18 protein-coding genes and 1 pseudogene are annotated in these 17,949 nt (G+C 62.5%); 11 read left to right on the top strand and 8 right to left on the bottom strand.

From position 1 onward, the window contains the following. The coding region (locus A5625_RS25675; RefSeq protein ID WP_197516230.1) for a peptide-methionine (S)-S-oxide reductase at nucleotides 1–148 on the bottom strand (148 nt) is incomplete at its 3' end. Between the two features lie 8 nt (nucleotides 149–156). On the opposite strand from A5625_RS25675, the pseudogene msrA reads away from it, so the two are divergent. From msrA to ctaD, 3 genes and pseudogenes are all read left to right on the top strand, one after another. Continuing rightward, nucleotides 157–639, top strand: a pseudogene (gene msrA, locus A5625_RS25670) (peptide-methionine (S)-S-oxide reductase MsrA); the annotation flags it as partial. 156 nt (nucleotides 640–795) lie between these two features. Further along, nucleotides 796–1,884, top strand: a complete 1,089-nt coding sequence (gene tal, locus A5625_RS25665; RefSeq protein WP_067000957.1) for a transaldolase — start codon at nucleotides 796–798, stop codon at nucleotides 1,882–1,884. Between the two features lie 45 nt (nucleotides 1,885–1,929). Further along, complete coding sequence (gene ctaD, locus A5625_RS25660) at nucleotides 1,930–3,636, top strand: cytochrome c oxidase subunit I (RefSeq protein ID WP_067000954.1); 1,707 nt, start codon at nucleotides 1,930–1,932, stop codon at nucleotides 3,634–3,636. A gap of 15 nt (nucleotides 3,637–3,651) precedes the next feature. Here the strand turns inward: ctaD and A5625_RS25655 are convergent, their stop codons facing one another. After that, entirely contained in the window at nucleotides 3,652–4,308 is a 657-nt protein-coding gene (locus A5625_RS25655; protein ID WP_369830050.1) for a sigma-70 family RNA polymerase sigma factor, read from the bottom strand. A 381-nt stretch (nucleotides 4,309–4,689) separates the two neighbouring features. On the opposite strand from A5625_RS25655, the gene A5625_RS28715 reads away from it, so the two are divergent. From A5625_RS28715 to A5625_RS25620, 8 genes are all read left to right on the top strand, one after another. After that, nucleotides 4,690–5,079 carry a four-helix bundle copper-binding protein gene (locus tag A5625_RS28715; RefSeq protein WP_197516231.1) on the top strand — a complete coding sequence of 130 codons (390 nt, stop codon included), beginning with the start codon at nucleotides 4,690–4,692 and terminating at the stop codon, nucleotides 5,077–5,079. 17 nt (nucleotides 5,080–5,096) lie between these two features. Continuing rightward, nucleotides 5,097–6,512: an NAD(P)H-quinone dehydrogenase gene (locus tag A5625_RS25650; RefSeq protein WP_067000948.1), complete on the top strand. Its 1,416-nt coding sequence runs from the start codon at nucleotides 5,097–5,099 to the stop codon at nucleotides 6,510–6,512. A 417-nt stretch (nucleotides 6,513–6,929) separates the two neighbouring features. Then, on the top strand, nucleotides 6,930–8,297 hold the full coding sequence (locus A5625_RS25645) for an NAD(P)/FAD-dependent oxidoreductase (protein ID WP_067000945.1): 1,368 nt from the start codon (nucleotides 6,930–6,932) through the stop codon (nucleotides 8,295–8,297). Next, entirely contained in the window at nucleotides 8,294–8,893 is a 600-nt protein-coding gene (locus A5625_RS25640; RefSeq protein WP_067000942.1) for a sulfite oxidase-like oxidoreductase, read from the top strand. Before A5625_RS25645 ends, A5625_RS25640 begins: the two co-directional genes overlap by 4 nt. 29 nt (nucleotides 8,894–8,922) lie before the next feature. After that, nucleotides 8,923–9,636: a ferredoxin reductase gene (locus A5625_RS25635; protein WP_067000966.1), complete on the top strand. Its 714-nt coding sequence runs from the start codon at nucleotides 8,923–8,925 to the stop codon at nucleotides 9,634–9,636. An 18-nt stretch (nucleotides 9,637–9,654) separates the two neighbouring features. Next, the gene (locus tag A5625_RS25630) at nucleotides 9,655–9,954 is read left to right on the top strand and encodes a DUF6510 family protein (RefSeq protein WP_067000939.1); all 300 of its coding nucleotides are present in this window, start codon (nucleotides 9,655–9,657) and stop codon (nucleotides 9,952–9,954) included. A 63-nt stretch (nucleotides 9,955–10,017) separates the two neighbouring features. Then, complete coding sequence (locus tag A5625_RS25625; protein WP_067000936.1) at nucleotides 10,018–10,557, top strand: DUF421 domain-containing protein; 540 nt, start codon at nucleotides 10,018–10,020, stop codon at nucleotides 10,555–10,557. Next, nucleotides 10,511–11,194 carry an RraA family protein gene (locus A5625_RS25620; RefSeq protein ID WP_232003824.1) on the top strand — a complete coding sequence of 228 codons (684 nt, stop codon included), beginning with the start codon at nucleotides 10,511–10,513 and terminating at the stop codon, nucleotides 11,192–11,194. The genes A5625_RS25625 and A5625_RS25620 overlap by 47 nt, the downstream gene beginning before the upstream one ends. 51 nt (nucleotides 11,195–11,245) lie before the next feature. Here A5625_RS25620 and A5625_RS25615 read toward each other — a convergent pair whose 3' ends face one another. From A5625_RS25615 to A5625_RS25590, 6 genes are all read right to left on the bottom strand, one after another. Then, entirely contained in the window at nucleotides 11,246–12,202 is a 957-nt protein-coding gene (locus A5625_RS25615; protein ID WP_067000930.1) for an NAD(P)/FAD-dependent oxidoreductase, read from the bottom strand. Between the two features lie 138 nt (nucleotides 12,203–12,340). Then, the gene (locus A5625_RS25610; RefSeq protein ID WP_067000927.1) at nucleotides 12,341–13,333 is read right to left on the bottom strand and encodes a hypothetical protein; all 993 of its coding nucleotides are present in this window, start codon (nucleotides 13,331–13,333) and stop codon (nucleotides 12,341–12,343) included. A 272-nt stretch (nucleotides 13,334–13,605) separates the two neighbouring features. Beyond that, nucleotides 13,606–15,018, bottom strand: coding sequence for a mycothione reductase (gene mtr, locus A5625_RS25605; RefSeq protein WP_067000924.1), 1,413 nt, complete (start codon nucleotides 15,016–15,018; stop codon nucleotides 13,606–13,608). A gap of 48 nt (nucleotides 15,019–15,066) precedes the next feature. Next, nucleotides 15,067–16,305 (bottom strand): thiolase family protein, encoded by a 1,239-nt coding sequence (locus A5625_RS25600; RefSeq protein WP_067000921.1) that lies wholly within the window; start codon nucleotides 16,303–16,305, stop codon nucleotides 15,067–15,069. Between the two features lie 70 nt (nucleotides 16,306–16,375). Beyond that, nucleotides 16,376–16,780, bottom strand: a complete 405-nt coding sequence (locus A5625_RS25595; RefSeq protein ID WP_067000963.1) for a GNAT family N-acetyltransferase — start codon at nucleotides 16,778–16,780, stop codon at nucleotides 16,376–16,378. A 189-nt stretch (nucleotides 16,781–16,969) separates the two neighbouring features. Beyond that, nucleotides 16,970–17,740: an SDR family NAD(P)-dependent oxidoreductase gene (locus tag A5625_RS25590; protein WP_067000918.1), complete on the bottom strand. Its 771-nt coding sequence runs from the start codon at nucleotides 17,738–17,740 to the stop codon at nucleotides 16,970–16,972. Nucleotides 17,741–17,949: the final 209 nt, after the last annotated feature.

The raw sequence follows: 17,949 nt of genomic DNA, 5'->3' as shown, positions 1-17,949 counted from the left end.
CGGGATGGTTGCGGTACGTGGGGTGCGCGTTGTGGCCGCCGGTGTATCCCACCCGGGTGGAAACCACGCCGGGCAGCTTACGAAACAGCTCCTCCATGCCCCAGAAGCAGCCACCGGCGAGGACGGCGATCTCGTTGACGTTGCTCATGACTGCTGCCCGGCGTGGTTTCCACCCGGGTGGGATACACCGGCGGCCACAACGCGCACCCCACGTACCGCAACCATCCCGGCCACGCCGAAGCACTCGAGATCACCTACGACCCAGAGGCGACCGATTATCGGGCACTGCTGGAATTCTTTTTCCAGATCCACGACCCGACCACCACGAACCGTCAAGGCAATGACGTCGGCAGCAGTTACCGGTCGGCGATTTTCTACCTCGGTGACCAGCAGAAGAAAATCGCGTTGGACACCATCGCCGACGTCGAGGCCTCAGGACGGTGGCCCGGCAGGATCGTCACTGAAGTCACTCCCGCCGCTGAGTTTTGGGAAGCCGAACCCGAACACCAGGACTACTTACAGCACTATCCATCCGGGTACACCTGCCACTACATCCGCCCAGACTGGACCCTGCCCAACCACACTCGCAATGCCGGCGCGCGGGCGATGACGGCAGAACATGCCGAGCCCACTCAATAGCGATATGGGCTTGGCAACACCGGGCAGCGCGCGGACCAGTGCGAGTGATTGGCAGATGCTGCTGAGCGCGTACGCGCCCCTCATCGTTTGTTGGGGCCGTACGTGCCGCGGCATGGATGATGCCCGTGCCGGCGATCGGCGAGCGACGGTGACACGATGACTCAGAACCCGAACCTGGCGGCGCTGTCGGCAGCCGGCGTGTCGGTCTGGCTGGATGACTTGTCGCGCGACTGGCTGGAATCGGGCAACTTGCAGCGCCTCGTCGATACCAGAAGTGTCGTCGGTGTCACGACCAACCCGTCGACCTTCGAGCGAGCACTCACGCACAGCCGCCTCTACGACGAGCAGATCGCCGAGTTGACTGCGCGTGGCATCGCGATCGACGCGGCGATCCGCACGGTGATCACCGATGACGTCCGTGCGGCCTGCGATGTGCTGCGACCGCAATGGGAGGCCTCCGATGGTGTCGACGGAAGAGTATCCGTCGAAGTCAACCCGCTGGATGCGGACGACACGGATCGAACACTTATGGAGGCCATTCAGTTGGCCAAAACCGTCGACCGGCCCAACGTGTTCATCAAGATTCCGGCCACGGACGCGGGGCTGCCTGCAATCACAGCAGCACTGGCTAAAGGTGTCTCGGTAAATGTGACGCTGATTTTTTCCGCGCAACGGCATCGGGCCGTGATGGACGCCTATCTGGCAGGTATGGAAGCCGCCCAATGCGTGGGAGCCGATTTATCCCAGATCCATTCGGTGGCATCGCTTTTCGTTTCCCGAGTGGACACCGAGGTCGACAGGCGGCTCCAGCAAATCGGCACCGCGGAGGCACTCGCACTGCAGGGGCGGGCGGGCGTCGCCAACGCGCGGGTGGCCTATGCGAACTACCAGCAGGTCTTCGAAGACGAGCCGCGTTATACCGCGCTGCGCGCCGCGGGCGCACGCGTGCAGCGCCCGCTATGGGCCTCCACCGGAGTGAAGAACGACGCGTATCCCGACACGATGTACGTCACCGAACTTGTTGCTCCGAACACTGTCAGCACCATACCTGCGGCGACATTGGAAGCGGTGGCCGACCACGGCGTCATCACGGGTGACACCGTCACTGGCAAGGCGGCACAGGCGCAGGAAGTGTTTGACCGGCTGAGCGCAATCGGTATCGATCTACCCAACGTATTCGCCGTGCTCGAACATGACGGGGTGGGAAAGTTCGCAGCGTCCTGGCTACGGTCTGTTCAACACTAAACACCCCGCGGTGCTGCATCATTCACCTATTTGGAGAGCGATCTAATGTCCACCTCGGCGCCTGAGCGAGAAGAGCTGTTACCCCGTCGGCCATTCCCGGAGCGCACGGGTCCCACGGGCAGCCTGCTCTACCGGCTGATTACCACGACCGATCACAAACTGATCGGAATCATGTATGTGGTCGCGTGCTTTACGTTCTTCTTCATTGGTGGGCTGATGGCACTACTGATGCGCGTCGAGCTGGCCGCGCCCGGGCTGCAGTTCTTGTCCAATGAGCAATACAACCAGCTCTTCACCATGCACGGCACGGTCATGCTGTTGTTTTACGCGACCCCGGTGGTATTCGGGTTCGCCAATCTCGTGGTGCCCTTGCAAATCGGCGCCCCAGACGTAGCGTTTCCGCGCCTAAACGCGTTATCGTTCTGGCTCTTTGTGTTTGGGGCGATGATCGCATTGGGAGGCTTCATCGCCCCCGGCGGGCCGGCCGCTTTCGGGTGGACCGCATACACGCCTTTGTCCGACGCTGTCCACTCGCCGGGCCCAGGAGGCGACTTGTGGATCCTGGGTCTGATCGTGGGTGGATTAGGCACAATCTTGGGCGGGGTCAACATGATCACGACCGTGGTGTGCCTGCGGGCGCCGGGCATGACGATGTTTCGGATGCCAGTCTTCAGCTGGAACATCCTGGTAACCAGCATCATGGTGCTGGTTGCGTTTCCGTTGTTGACGGCCGCGTTGTTCGGACTAGCCGCCGACCGCCGCCTCGGAGCGCACGTGTTTGACGCCGCCAACGGCGGCGCCCTGCTGTGGCAACACCTGTTCTGGTTCTTCGGCCACCCCGAGGTCTATATCATCGCCCTGCCGTTCTTCGGCATCATCACGGAAGTCATTCCGGTGTTCTCCCGCAAGCCGCTGTTCGGCTACTCCACCATGGTCTACGCCACGATCAGCATCGCGGCGCTCTCGATCGCGGTGTGGGCGCATCATTTGTTCGCTACCGGCGCGGTACTGCTGCCGTTCTTTTCCTTCGCGACCTACCTGATCGCCGTCCCGACCGGGATCAAATTCGTCAACTGGATCGGCACCATGTGGAAGGGCCAACTGACTTTCGAAACCCCGATGCTGTTCGCGGTGGGCTTCTTGGTGACCTTCCTCATCGGCGGATTGTCGGGTGTGATGCTGGCCAGTCCGCCGATCGACTTCCATGTCACCGACACCTATTTCGTGGTCGCCCACTTCCACTACGTGCTGTTCGGCACCATTGTTTTCGCAACCTACGCCGGTGTGTACTTCTGGTTTCCCAAGATGACCGGCCGCCTGCTCGACGAGCGGTTGGGCAAACTGCATTTCTGGTTGACGCTAATCGGTTTCCACACCACATTTCTGGTGCAACACTGGCTAGGCAATCAGGGGATGCCCCGACGCTACGCCGACTACCTGCCCACCGACGGCTTCACCACGCTTAACGTCGTCTCCACGATGGGAGCGTTCATCCTGGGAGCATCGATGGTGCCATTTGCCTGGAATGTGTTCAAAAGCTGGCGCTACGGCGAACCAGTTATCGTCGACGATCCGTGGGGCCATGGCAACTCCCTGGAGTGGGCCACCAGCAGCCCACCGCCGCGGCACAACTTCACCGAAATGCCACGCATCCGCTCTGAGCGGCCGGCCTTCGAGCTGCACTATCCGCACATGGTTGAACGGTTGCGCAGCGAAGCCCACGTCATGCGGGCACGAGCGAACACGCGATAACTGCCAAGTCGTTCATCAGGTCTGACCTCCTGACCGGGCCGCGTCAACTCGGCACCTCGCACCCGCACCTTCTCCGACGTGGGTCGGCGCGCTGCGTGATCGGCGGCTCGAAAGGGGCGCGGCATGGCTGTCTGATGGGTCGAAGAGTAATTCGCGCAACTGTTTTCGTCCGCGGTTGATCCTCGAACTGACGGTTCCTTGCTGGGTGCCCGTCATGGCGGCGATCTCCTTGTAGGAGTATCCCGCGATGTCGGCAAAGTACACGGCCATGCGAAACTGCTCAGGCAGGCCCATCATCGCCGCCTTGAGGTTGGCGTTTGGCAGCATTTCGAGCGCCTGATCTTCGGCCGACCGCAGGCCGCCAGGCTCACGTGGGGCACCGGCCACGAGCTGTCGATCAGTGATCTCACCAGTCGGATGTTGCGTGGGACGGCGCTTTTGCTTCCGATAGCTGTTGATGTAGGCGTTCGTCATGATCCGCCGCAGCCATGCGTTGAGATTCGTTCCAGGTTCGAATGCCCGCAGACCCGCATAAGCGTTGAGCAAGGTTTCTTGCACTAGATCCTCCGCATCGACTCGATTGGAGGTCATTCGAAGAGCTTGGCGATAGAGAGGCTCGAGGAGCGGGATGACGGCACTTTCAAATTGAGCGCTCAGCAGTTTGTCTGGCACCTTCGCACATTCCGCGCGCACGCGACCCACGCTATGTTCCCGTCATCGCGAAAAGTATTGACAGCGCGTTCAAATGCGTTCCTTCCGCCAGGCTCGCCGCCCGATGCAGCGATGAACATTCGTGGGGCCAGCATCCACCGCCGCGGGGTGAATGGTCATCACCCGCCGAGGCAATTCATCCGGGTGATGGTTACGCCACCCCTGCATCAGTTGGCCCCCAGGCTATGGCAGCCGCCAGCGCAGCACTGCTCGCGTTGAACTATCACCCGGGTGAATGTTGCAGGTGGGCGACGACAGTTCGGCCCCCTCTGCGCGATGCTTTTAATGTCTACACCCGAGCCATCGCTCTGAACGAGGACTGCAGTGAGCGCCGCCAAAAGAATGTTGGAGACCTATCCACGAGATCTAGGTCGGATCGATAGAGCCAAGCTGGTCGCATGTATCGACGCATGTATCGAATGCGACCAAGCCTGCACAGCGTGTGCAGACGCCTGCCTCAGTGAAGAGGACGTCAAGCACTTAACCAAATGCATCCGCACCTGCCTTGACTGCGCCGATGTCTGCGCGACAACCGGCCGCGTCTTATCCCGGCACACGGACTACGACGCGAACCTGACCAGGACGGTGCTCCAAACGTGTGCCATCGCCTGTAAGACAAGCGCAGACGAGTGCGACAACCATGCGGCGAAACACGAGCATTGCCGGGTGTGCGCCGACGTCTGCCGTCGCTGTGAACAAGCCTGCCGCGACCTTGTCGAGGCGCTCGGCTGAGGCAACCAAGCAGTTCCGTGACGACGCGAATCGTGATCCTCGGCGGCGGCCCGGCCGGGTATGAGGCGGCATTGGTTGCAGCTGCTCGAGCTCCGGGCGTGGCCCGGGTCACCGTCGTCGATTCCGAAGGGGTCGGCGGCGCGGCGGTGCTGTGCGACTGCGTTCCATCGAAGACCTTTATCGCCTCCACGGGGCTGCGCACCGAACTGCGACGGGCAACCCGCCTGGGTTTCGACATCGACGTCGATGACAGCAAGGCCTGTCTTCCAGAAATCCACCAGCGCGTCAAGATGCTGGCCAGTGAGCAGTCGGCCGATATCACCGAACAGCTGCTCCACGCAGGTGTAGAGCTCCTGGCGGGCCGGGGCGAACTGGTTGATACGACTGCGGGTCTGGCACGTCACTGTGTCAAGGTGACAGCACGCGACGGGAGCACCACGATGCGCGAGGCCGACGTGGTGTTGATCGCCACCGGGGCCAGTCCCCGGATCTTGCCGTCAGCGCGCCCGGACGGCGAGCGCATCCTGACCTGGCGCCAGCTGTATGAACTGAACTTGCTGCCCGAGCACCTCGTCGTGGTGGGAAGCGGCGTGACTGGTGCCGAATTCGCTAATGCTTACACCGAACTGGGTGTGGCGGTAACGGTGGTGGCCAGCCGCGATCGGGTGTTGCCGTACGAGGACGCCGACGCTGCGCGGGTGCTGGAGGGGTCCTTCGCCGAACGCGGGGTCAAACTGGTCAAAAATGCGCGGGCACAATCGGTCCGACGCACCGCCGATGGCGTGCTGGTGACAATGACCGACGGCCGCACCGTCGAGGGCAGCCACGCGTTGATGACCGTTGGGTCAGTGCCTAACACCGGCGGGCTAGGTCTACAGCGCATGGGCATCGGCCTCGTGCCCGGCGATTACATCGCCGTCGATCGTGTTTCACGCACATCGGTTACGGGCATTTACGCCGCGGGGGACTGCACCGGTGTGTTGCCGTTAGCCTCGGTTGCTGCAATGCAGGGCCGGATCGCGATGTATCACGCGCTGGGTGAAGCCGTTAATCCACTCCAGTTGCACACCGTCGCGGCTAATGTGTTCACCCACCCCGAGGTTGCGGCGGTCGGCGTCGGGCAGAGCGCGATCGACAACGGCTCGGTTCAGGCCCGCGTCATCTTGCTGCCGTTGAAAACCAATGCGCGGGCTAAAATGTCGGAGCTGACTGACGGTTTCGTCAAACTGTTTTGCCTGCAGGACAGCGGCGTGGTAATCGGTGGCGTGGTGGTCGCGCCGATCGCTTCGGAATTGATATTGCCGATCGCGTTGGCTGTTCAAAACAGGCTCACCGTCGACGACTTGGCGCAGACGTTTGCGATCTATCCGTCGCTGTCCGGTTCGGTCACCGAGGCCGCCCGCCGGCTGATAGCTCGCGACGATCTGAACTGATGCAACTCGCATCGCATCGCATCGCTCGACGGGCGGTTGCCATCGTAGGACTGCCTGTTGCCCTGTGGTGGCTGGAGCTGCGGAAGTTGTTGATCAGGATTACCGCCGATGAAAAGCTGCCGTGTGGAGCGCAGAGCACCTGGTGTGGCGAATTTACCGGTCACATCCACCGAACCAGAGGAGTTGCGCGCCTCATAACAGCACTCGCAGCTTGAGCGTTATCACCCGGGTGAACGGTGCGCAGGGGTGATGACAGATGGGTCGGGGTTGGGCAATGCTCACTATCGACAAATCTGGACAGCGTCGACCGTCTCCCATGCCGCAGTCCACGGCGCAGTGGCCACCGGGGGCACCGCACCTTGCGCGATCAAATCCTGAAACCGTCTGGCTACCCGAATACCAAACAGGAGAAGCGTTATGACCGCGGTCCCACTTCACCGTCAACCGCAGACGGCGGAATCGGCCACCTCGGTTGTGGTCGTCGGCAGCGGGTTCGCCGCTTTCGAGTGCGCGCGCCGACTGGCCCGACGGTTGGGCAGGGCGCGTGCCTCGAATGTGAGGGTGACGATCGTCTCGCCCGTCGATTACATGCAGTACTCGCCATTGCTGGCTGATGTTGCCGGCGGATTGGTCGACCCGCGGTTTGTCTGTGTTCCGTTGGCCGGAACGCTCAAGGGTGTGCGGGCAGTACGCGGCCGTGTCGACAGCGTTGACTTCGATCAGCAGGTGCTCTCGTTCACCGATATGGAGGGCGGGGTAGGGACGCTGTCGTGGGATCGGCTGGTCTTGACGCCAGGCTCGGTGACCCGGCTGTTCGATACGCCCGGTTTGGCCACCCACGCGCACGGGCTGAAGTCGACGGCCGAGGCGCTGTATCTGCGTGATCATGTGATCGAGCAGTTGGAATCGGCTCTCGTCGACGAAAATGAGGCGCGCGCGGCCGCGCGGCGCACGATTGTCGTTGTTGGTGCGTCGTATTCGGGCTCCGAATTGACGGCGCAGTTGCGCGCGCTCGCCGACGCAGCGGCGAAGCAGATGGGCTTCGATCGCGCCTCGGTGCGGTTTGTGCTGCTGGACTTGGCCGACCGCGTCATGCCCGAGTTGGGGCGAAAGCTCGGCGACGCGGCGATGCGTGTGCTGCGCTCTCGCGGAATCGACGTGCGGTTGGGCACGACCCTGAAAGACGTACACGCCGATCATGTTGTGCTCACTGATGATTCGCGCATCGACACGTACACGGTAGCGTGGGTGGCAGGCGTGACCCCGTCACCGCTGATCGCCACGCTGGGGTTAGAAACCGAGCGGGGCCGGCTGAAGGTGCAAGCCGATTTGCAGGTACCAGGTCACCCCAACGTTTTTGCGGCGGGCGATGCCGCCGCCGTTCCGGACCTCACCCGACCGGGCATGATTGCCCCGCCCACCGCCCAGCACGCGACCCGACAGGGTAAGGCGTTGGCCCGCAACGTCGCCGCAAGTCTCGGCTACGGCGAGCGGAAGGACTACCGTCACAGCGACAAGGGTATGGTCGTCGACTTGGGTCCGCGCTATGCCGTCGCGAACCCACTAGGCGTGCATCTATCGGGCTATCCCGCCAAGTTTGTCGCCCGCGCCTATCACCTCTACGCGCTTCCCCGCCTCGTTAACCGCTGGGCGGTCGCACTCGCATTTCTCACCGACGTCTTCTTCGCCCGCACCGTGTTGTCAATGGGATTCGTTTGCAGTACCGACGCCCAATTCACCGGCAGCGAAGTCGTTCCGCTACCGAAGGCGGCAGGGGCAGAATGAGTATCGTCAACAAAGGCTTTCACAGACCCCTTCGCGAGTCGGTCCGTGAACTGCCGCCGGGGCAACACCTGACCGCGGATTTCCCTGTCCTGCAAGCAGGACCGACTCCTCGGATTGACCTTGATGACTGGCGATTCACCATTCGCGACGAGCACGGCGCCGAACAGTCGTGGACATGGTCCCAGTTCAAGCTCTTGCCCAGTGAGCCGCTCACCGTGGACATCCACTGCGTCACCACGTGGTCCAAGCTGGATACCGAGTGGGAAGGTGTTTCTCTAGACACACTTTTGGAATCGGCCGAAACTGCCGCTGAATTCGCGCTGATCGGGTCCTACGGCGGCTACACGACGAACCTTCCGCTGAGCGACCTTCGCGGCGGAAAGGCATGGATCGTCTACGGTTACCAGGGCGCACCGCTTAGTCCGATACACGGCGGGCCGGCACGGCTGCTGGTGCCGCATCTGTATTTCTGGAAGTCCGCCAAGTGGGTGAGATCCATCGAGCTGCGCGACAGCGACGCACTGGGGTTCTGGGAACGGTTGGGCTACCACGCCTATGGGGACCCGTGGCGAGAACAACGCTACGCCGGGGATTGACGGCGGGGCATGGTGTCGATGTGAAGGCGATGTTGCGCTGGCGGGTCGCGAGTGTTGTGCACTCTGAGCCGGAGACCGAGTCTGCACAGACGATCGGCCTGAACGTGCCGGGCTGGGGCGGTCACCGGGCCGGTCAGCACATCGACCTCAAACTGACTGCTGAGGACGGGTACAGCGCGCAACGCAGCTACTCACTGAGCAGACCAGCCGACGGTGAGCGCATCGAACTCACCGTGCAGCGGATTGACGACGGGGAAGTCTCGCCCTACCTCACCGGACTTGTTGCCGGAGAGCAGATCGAACTGCGCGGACCCATCGGCGGCTGGTTCGTCTGGCAGCCCGCCGATGCGGCTCGGGTTCTGCTGGTCGGCGGTGGATCGGGAATCGTGCCATTGATGGCCATGCTGCGCCAACGGGTTACGGCCGGCACTGCGCACTTTCGGCTTGTCTACTCGGTGCGCAGTCCCGCGGACGTGTACTACGCCCAAGAGCTGGACCTGCTGGAGCGCGAATATGACTGGCTGCAGATCGCGCTGGTCTACACCCGCAAGGCCGCGCCGCAGACCGCCCGGCCGCCTGGCCGGGTCCGCTCCGCTGACCTCGCGCCGACGCAGCGGGCGCCCGCCGCCGCGCGCGTTTATGTCTGCGGCCCAACGGGGTTCGTGGAATCGGTGACCACCACGCTGGTCGAGCAGGGCTATCCGCCATCGGCCATCCGGACCGAGCGGTTCGGACCGAGCTAATAACACCAGAAGCGAGGGATGATGACCGAACCAACGCACGTCGACGGCAACGCCGTCGGGGGCGCCTTCGCGGACGTGCTCGGATTCGATGTCACCACCGCGATACTGACCTGTGCCGGATGTGGTCGTGTCGGCGCCTTCGCCGAGAATCACGTCTATCACCGCGCGCCCGGCATCGTGGTGCGGTGCCCGGGCTGCGAGGGCGTCTTGGCCCGTCTGGTGCAAACGCCCAGCGACGTGTGGCTCGACTTTCACGGGGCGCTTTCCTGGCGTATCCCGACCGAAAGCCGCACCGATGAAGAACATTTCGCTGGTTAGGCGAAATGACTGCCGATTCCGAATCGAGCAGGATGTCGACTCGCCGCTGAAAGGCAGGCACGCGTGGACCGAATATTTCATGTCCTGATCGGTGACCCTGCCGGTACCGTCGATGTTGCCATCAAAACCTCGGCGTTGTTCCTCACGGCTGCGATCCTGTTTCGTTTCATGGAGCGTCGCACTCTCGCCGAATTCGCACCATTCGACTGGATCGCTGCGGTCGCCGCCGGAGCTATCGTCGGTCGGTCCGCTACCGCCAGCGATACCTCGTGGCTCAACGCAAGCGTGGCGCTCATTTGCCTTCTGGGCACCCACGCGATACTGGCGAGATTGCGCTTCCTTCCGGCGATTCGACATTTCATCGATCCGCCTTTGAAGGTACTGATCCGCGACGGACACATCGACCGACGTAACCTGCGCCGGTGCGGACTAACCGGCGCCGACCTCGAGGCTGTGCTACGACAGCATGGACACGAGAGCTCAGATGGTATTCGACTCGCGATCTTCGAAGCCAAAGGCGTGATCTCCATTCTGTTAACGGATGGGCTGTCGCCCCATGGAGATTGCCGATCGTCATCCCGGGCTCGCAATGAGCTCGCTTAGTGAGCTCGCCCTTCGGGTCCGTACCGCGGACGTGGTGGACGCGATGGGGCGTCTACATCAACATCACTGCGATCTGCTCGATCTGGTGAGTCCCACGCCCGGCCGCGTACTTTTCGGGCCGGCCGTGACAATCTCTTACTTCCCGACATGCCGAGCCGCGCTGCCCTCCGAACGCTACAACTTCAAGCGGCTCTTCTATGAGGCCATCGCTGATGGCGCCGAAGGATATGTCCTCGTCTTGGCCAGCAACGGATACACCGACACCTCGCTTGGCGGCGGAACGAAGTTGTCGCGTGTCCAAAACCACCGGCTCGCGGGGATTCTCACCGATGGTCGACTTCGTGACTTCGCTGAACTCCGGCAATATGACCTAGCCATTTATTGCCGAGGTGAAGCAACACGTTGGGGTGGTGACGTGGTTACCCCATACGAGGCCAACCGTTCGGTAGTACTGGCGGGGCTCGGGATTCATCCCGGCGACTACATCTTCGCCGATGCCTCGGGCGCAGTCGCCATTCCTGCCAACGAGGTGCGAACCGTTCTTCAAGGCGCATGCCAGGTCACCCTGGAGGACGCCCAATCCATCGCGGCCATCCGCAACGAAACGCCATCCGCGCCCGGGAACACTGAACGCTGACTCACTGGGCGGCCCCGACGTTGCGCGTGCACCCACCGGGGCCGGTGGTTGCTATGCCGTATCTGATAGAGGACAGTGCAATTGGCTCAGCCAGCGCTGGGCATCGAGTGCGGCCGCGCAGCCGCTGGCTGCGGCGGTGACTGCCTGGCGGTAGCGGCGGTCGATCAGGTCGCCGGCCGCGAATACGCCCGCCACGGAGGTACAGGTGGTGTCGCCTATCGTCAGGATGTGCCCTCCGGCATCCAGGTCGACGAGGCCGTTCAAGAGATCTGAGCACGGCGTTTGGCCGACGGCGACAAAGACGCCCGCGACCGCGATAGTGGAATGGCCGCCGTCGCGTGTGTCGCGTACGCGCACCCCGGTGACCTGTTGGTTGCCGTGTACGGCTAGCACTTCGGTGGATGTCAGGATTGCGACGTTGGGATGCGCCCGCAGGCGAGCAACGGCGATGGCCGATGCCCGTAGTCGGGGGCGATGGTGGATGAGGGTGACGTGGCGGGCCAGCGGCACAAGGTGAAGTGCCTCTTCAACGGCACCGTCACCGCCGCCGATGACCGCGACGTCACATCCGGTGAACTGTGCGCCGTCGCGTTTCGCGCTGGTGCTTACGCCGTCGCCGAGGAGCCCGCGTTCACCGGGCACGTTGAGGGGCCGGGGGGCCGAGCCCATGGCAAGAATCAGGGCACGGCCGTGGTGCTTTGCGTCGCTCATGCTGACCGTCTTGGGCTGGTCACCGAGTTCGAATCCGCTGACATACCCGGGGCGCAACTCGGCGCCGAAGCGCTGTGCTTGTCGTCGCATCGCGCCGGCCAGCGTAGGACCGGAGACGGACGGGCCGACACCGGGGAAGTTGTCTACCTGCCCGGCGACCACCAGAGCACCGCCGGGCTGGTGGCCTTCGATGACAAGGGTGTCCAGCCCGGCCCGAGCCGTGTAGATCGCCGCGGTGTATCCGGCTGGGCCTGATCCGACGACGATGACATCATGAATCCGGGCTGCGTCGGCCATCAACCGGGCGGCACCACTAGGGTCTCCAGGCGGCGGAAGTCCGCCAAAAGCCACAGGGCGCGCGATGAGCGGTGCGACTCCCACCAGTCGTAACACGCCACTTCCGCCGACTGCCCTCAGTGGTCTCGCCCACAGCCATCAGATCCGTCTGCCTTCATGGTATTTACTCGGCCATACGTCAAGGTCAGCAGTTGTTGATAGCCACCCCGAACTGGGGAGTTGCTCCTCGTTGGCCAAGGTCGACACGAAATGCTCGATCAGTATCACGTTGCGAGCAACTTCAGCGCCGACATGGCCTGTGTGACTGGGGATATAGGTTGAACCGAGGACATCATCACCACCGACGACAACCACACTTGATCCCGCCGCCATCAGATCAGCCGCCAGCGCGCGCAAAGCCGCGTTGGGGCCGCTATGGGAACCGAAAAGGACGGCGGTTAATTGCGCGTTTGCCCGCCGCAGCAGCCCGTGTCCGTGTTGTCCCGCGATATGGCCCTCGGCGGCGATCCCTGTCGCTTCGTTTGTGAGCAACGCCGCGTAAAACGCAGCGGCTGCGTGCTCGTTGCACGCGACGTAAGCCAAGCGCGACTCCCGTTGGGCGGCAACACCGGCGGCCACGTCGCGGAGTTGCACCGGCAATGTCGTGGTAGCAACAGCACTCGCGGCGCGAGAGACGTCGTCATTGTCTTCATTGAGAATCATCGACGCGACATAATCGTGGGCTACCAGAGCGTTCAGGAATCCTTTCGGACTGCTCGATGCCCCGCTACGCAGCAGAACTTCACAGTCAGCGACTGCGGCCAGGGGACTGGCCGGGTCATCGGTGATCGCTATCGTCGCTGCTGGTCTGATGGTCCGGCCGAGCCCGTCGGTCAAAGCACGCACATGCCCGCCCAAGCCAGACCGCGACGTGGCGACCAGCAGCGAGTCCGAGGTGACGAGTTTGGGATTCTCCAAAAGACTTTCCGTATCGATCCACCACGCGCCCTTTCCGGCCGCAACAAGCCGCCGCCAGCTCGGCAGGGCTGCAATATGTGATGCGCCCATACCGGTGAGAATGATGCGGCAATGGTGATCGCGGACTAACGGGTACAAGCCGAGCGAGATCGGTGCCTGATCGAATTCGAGCAAGGATCGAGCTTGAGCGTCGGCGTCGACGTGAACGGAGACCCGACTGGTCAGACGATGGCGCTGGGACTTTCTATCGCAAAGTAGCAGTGCTGTTCTCGGGTTCACCGGTTAGTGCCCCTTCTTGGTCGTGGAGCTTGCCCGAGGACGGGCCCCTGCGCGGAAAGGGTCCGCAACGCGTTATTGGCTACTAGCGTGTTGCCGAGCCGGGTGATATGTCATCATCCTCGAGACCGATTCACCCGGGTGACGACGACCGACGGGCGTGAGCGATGTCAGTGTCGGTGTGCCGGCGGCCAAGGCGGCTCGCCGCAGAGCGCCAGCAGCGCGTTCTCGACGAGCTCAGATAGAGCCGGGTGGATCCAGTATTGACTGCGTGCCATCTCTTGGGCGGTCAGGCCGAAGCGCATGCCTTGGATCAGGGGTTGAATCAGGAGCGAGGCCTGGTGGCCCATAATATGGGCGCCGAGAATCAGCCCGGTGTGATCGTCGACGATAATTTTGGCGAAGCCGGTCGTGTCTTCCAGCGCCCATCCGTAGGCGACGTCCGCGTAATCTTGCACCTTCGACTTGACGTTGTAACCCTGTGCGCGGGCTTCGTTTTCAGTTAGGCCGACCATGGCGATCTGCGGATCGGTGAACACCGCCGACGGCACGTAACGGTGATTTGTCCGCATCAGCGTATCGGTGTCGTCCCAATCGGCCAGCAGGTTGTGCTTCACTACGCGGGCCTCATGGTTGGCGACGTGCTTCAACTGGTACGGCGAACTCACGTCGCCCAACGCATATATGCCACGTGCGGTGGTGCGTTGGTATTCATCCACCCGCACCAGCCCATCGATAACCTCGACCCCGGCTAATTCGGCATTGAGCAAGTCACCGTTGGGGATCCGCCCGGTCGATACCATCAAGGTGTCAGCGTGAAGTCGTGATCCATCGTCAAGATGAAGGGTGATCCCGGAGTTGTCTTGGATGCCGCCGACCACGTTACGGTGGCTCCGGATGTTCCAATTCTTGCCGGCGATATCGGTAAAGCGTTCGCACACGGTGTCATCGCATTGACTGAGCAGCGTGCCGCCACGGATGACCAGTGTGACTTGAGACCCCAATTCCGAGAATATATGCGCGAACTCGGTAGCGATGAAACCGCCACCAACGATCACCAGGTGTTCGGGCGGCTTCTCGATGCGCATGATGGTGTTGCTGGTGTGATACTGCACCCCGCTCCTGGCAATCGCGTCTGGCACGGTGGCGCGGGCACCTGCAGCGATGACAACCTGGTCGGCGGTGAATTCGTCTCCGTCATCGGTGCGCAGCTTGTAGCGCCCGTTCTCCATGGTCGGGGCGAACCTGGTGTGGCTCATGAACATCTCTACATTGGGCGAGGAACGCCGGTATTTTTCGCCGCTCATCACCAGTGGATCGATGCGGCTGAATACTCGCGAGACGATGTCGTTCCAGCGGACGCCATCGACATGCGCATCGACACCGAATCGTGGTGATTCTCTGGCGAATTGCGCTATGTCGGCCGCATAGGCGAACATTTTGGTCGGGATGCAGCCGACGTTGATGCAGGTGCCGCCGAACACACCCTGCTCGCAGATGGCGATGCGTCTGTCGGCATAGCGCTCGTCGAGGATGGTGTTGCCAGAACCGGTGCCGATGATGGCGATGTCGAAATGGTCCATGGTCAATACCTCATTAGCGTGGTTGGGCCGTGTACACGCACGCGTCTGTTATTTTGCGCCAACGTTTTCCAAAACCACTGCTACTGCCTGCCCCGAGCCGATACAGATCCCGATCACTCCGAACCGGGCACCTCTTTCAGCCAGTTCCGTCGCCAGCGTCAACAAATAGCGAGTTCCGGTAGCCCCGAAGGGATGTCCGATCGCGACCGCACCACCATTGGGTGTCAGTTTCTCATCGGGCACTACAAAACCATCAAGCTGGTTTGGCAATTCCCGCAGCACGCCTAGCGCCTGGGCGCTGAACGCCTCGTGCACCTCCCACACGTCGATCTGCTCGGGGGTAAGTCCTGCCCGGCGGATCGCGGCCGGGATCGCCCATGCAGGCGCCACGCCCATAATGAGGGGGTCGATGCCATAGACCGCACTCGATACCACTCGGGCTAACGGCTCGACGCCGAGTTCGCCGGCTCGCTCCCCGGAAGCGATGACTACGGCACTGGCTCCATCACTCAAAGGCGAGGAGTTGCCCGCCGTCATTTGGGTCGTGCCGGGCTGGGCCGGTAAAGCCGCCAGCCCCTTGGCGGTGGTGTCATCGCGGATGAATTCATCGTGTTCTGCCAGCCGGGCAGGTGATTTTTTCGTCGCCGGGATCTTCACGGGCATAATCTCTTTGGCTAGCCGACCTCTATCGCGGGCATCCTTGGCGTGTTGCTGGGATCGCAGTGCGAAGGCGTCGATCTCCTCACGGTTCAGTGAGTAGCGGTCGGCGACATTTTGCGCGGTCTCGATCATGCTGATGTAAGCGTTGCGGGCCAGCAACACCGGGTTGGGCGGTCCTCCGGCGCCGCTCCACATCGTGTCGAGCATGAAGACCGGGCCTCGGGGACTGAATGCGGCGTCTCCCTTCATCAGCGCCCAGCCCGATCGAGACATCGACTCGACTCCACAGGCGATACCGAGGCTGAGGTCGCCGGCCTTGATCGCGTGGCTGATGGTCACCGCCGCGCTCAGTGATGATCCGCAAAATCTGTTCACAGTGGACCCGGCAGCGGTGTCGGGAAATCCAGCAGCCAACGCTGCCCACCGGGCGACGTCGCCCATGCCCTCGTGAGCAGGGTTGACGCAACCCGCCACGATGTCTTCCACGGCGTCGAGCGGCACACCCAGCCGGTCGCAGGCGCCCTTCATTGTCATACCCAGCAAGTCATCGGCCCGAATACCCGACAGTGTTCCGCCGTAGCGGGTGAACGGAGTCCGTACACCGCCCAAAACATAAGCCTCAGTCATGGCCACCCTTTTCGATTGCATCGAGTCGGAAGGCCTCGTTCAGCCGTTGGCAGGAGGCCTAGGATTTTCGTCAGCCAGCCGCGCTGTCCGGAGCCGCCGGCGCAGCGGGCCGTGACACGGGGCGGAGCAATCCCCGATATTGGTCGGCCACCAGGTCCCGGTATTCAGGATGGCGCAGAATGTAGTCGGCCGTGATCTTGCACCGCGGAATGACCGTGTGTCCGGCCCGCCGGATCAGTGTGAGCACACCACTGATCATCGCCGAGGAGACGCCCCGTTCACGCCATTGCGTATCGACTTCGGTGGCCATCAACACGATGTGGCCGCGGTAGCGGCGGTAGGGCTGCCGACCGATCAGCTGATCGCCTACAGTGGCCTCGAATCGACCGTCTTGGGCGTTGTCGGTGATGATCGTCTGTAGTCCATCGTGTGCGCTGCGTTCGATACTGCCCATCGGCGTTGGCGATTCACTCACAATCAAGTATCCCTTCCATGTCATCACGGCCGCCAGTACGACGGACATCAGGCGTGGGCAACCGCGGCCACGTGACCGTGGCCGCGGCTAGCCTTGCTAGTCGCTGACTTCCTGTCATCTCGGTCATCAGTCGATCACCTTGCGCGCCAGAATATTCGGTCCGATTTCGTGCCTGACCGCCCCGACCAGTTAGTTGCGGCCGGCCATGATGCCGCCATCAACATTGAGAATCGCGCCGGTGACCCAACTGGCTTGTTCGGAGAGCAGATAGGTGACGGCGTTGGCCACGTCTGTGGGGGCGCCCACTCGTCCCAGCGGATGAAGCGGCGCGAACGTGTCCAGGGTGGCGTCGATCTCGCTTTTCGGGATGAACGCTTCATACAGCGGGGTCTTTACGACCGCGGGGGCCACCGCGTTGACGCGAATGCTGTGCTGCGCAAGCTCGATGGCCAGGTTATGGGTCAGCGCATGCAGCCCGGCTTTTTGCATCGAATACGCAGACGATGGGGTCGCGCCGATCGCCTGATGTGCCCACATGGCGCCGATGTTGACGATGGAACCGCCCTCACCGTTGGCGATCATGCCCGCAACGACGGTCTGGGTCAGGAAGAACAAGGCATAGTTCAGCTCCATATACGAGTCATAGGTCACCGCGTCGAGCTCGAGGAACGGCTTCGGGATGAAGTATCCGGCGGCGTTGACCAGCAGTGTCGCGTCGTCGTGCTGCTCGGACAGCGCACGCTGCACATCCGCGACAGCAGCACGGTCCGTCAGCTCGGCGGCGATTCCCCAGGCTTGGCCGCCCCGGCTCGTCAGCTCGGCGACGGTGTCATCAACACGGTCCTTCGAGCGTCCGACAATCACCGCGCTGCCGCCGTGGTCGACGACGTCGAGCGCGACCTGGCGCCCCATACCGGCACTACCACCGACCACCACGATCTTCTTGGCCTCGAAATGCATATCAGGTTCCCTTCTAGTTCTCCTCGACGGCTCCGGCTGGGCCGCTGCCTCAGTACGAACGGATCAGGGCGTGACTGTCGCCCCCCTGCGGGCAGCACGGGCGTCGTATGTCTTGTCGACTGGATCCAGAAGGGCAGCGGCCCAGCCGGAGCCGTCGAGGAGAACTAGAAGGGAACCTGATATGCATTTCGAGGCCAAGAAGATCGTGG

This window comes from Mycobacterium sp. 1465703.0 (assembly GCF_001672975.1).
Taxonomy (GTDB): domain Bacteria; phylum Actinomycetota; class Actinomycetes; order Mycobacteriales; family Mycobacteriaceae; genus Mycobacterium.
The sequence above is the reverse complement of the archived record's forward strand: the minus strand, read 5'-3'. Positions and strand labels throughout refer to the sequence as shown.

Bases quoted from the DNA above. Each gene is read 5' to 3' on its own strand.
- A5625_RS28715 (WP_197516231.1), top strand. From the start codon at position 4,690: ATGTTGGAGACCTATCCACGAGATCTAGGTCGGATCGATAGAGCCAAG.
- ctaD (WP_067000954.1), top strand. From the start codon at position 1,930: ATGTCCACCTCGGCGCCTGAGCGAGAAGAGCTGTTACCCCGTCGGCCA.
- A5625_RS25635 (WP_067000966.1), top strand. From the start codon at position 8,923: ATGTTGCGCTGGCGGGTCGCGAGTGTTGTGCACTCTGAGCCGGAGACC.
- A5625_RS25620 (WP_232003824.1), top strand. From the start codon at position 10,511: ATGGAGATTGCCGATCGTCATCCCGGGCTCGCAATGAGCTCGCTTAGT.
- tal (WP_067000957.1), top strand. From the start codon at position 796: ATGACTCAGAACCCGAACCTGGCGGCGCTGTCGGCAGCCGGCGTGTCG.
- A5625_RS25600 (WP_067000921.1), bottom strand. From the start codon at position 16,305: ATGACTGAGGCTTATGTTTTGGGCGGTGTACGGACTCCGTTCACCCGC.
- A5625_RS25640 (WP_067000942.1), top strand. From the start codon at position 8,294: ATGAGTATCGTCAACAAAGGCTTTCACAGACCCCTTCGCGAGTCGGTC.
- A5625_RS25645 (WP_067000945.1), top strand. From the start codon at position 6,930: ATGACCGCGGTCCCACTTCACCGTCAACCGCAGACGGCGGAATCGGCC.
- A5625_RS25630 (WP_067000939.1), top strand. From the start codon at position 9,655: ATGATGACCGAACCAACGCACGTCGACGGCAACGCCGTCGGGGGCGCC.
- A5625_RS25615 (WP_067000930.1), bottom strand. From the start codon at position 12,202: ATGGCCGACGCAGCCCGGATTCATGATGTCATCGTCGTCGGATCAGGC.
- mtr (WP_067000924.1), bottom strand. From the start codon at position 15,018: ATGGACCATTTCGACATCGCCATCATCGGCACCGGTTCTGGCAACACC.
- A5625_RS25590 (WP_067000918.1), bottom strand. From the start codon at position 17,740: ATGCATTTCGAGGCCAAGAAGATCGTGGTGGTCGGTGGTAGTGCCGGT.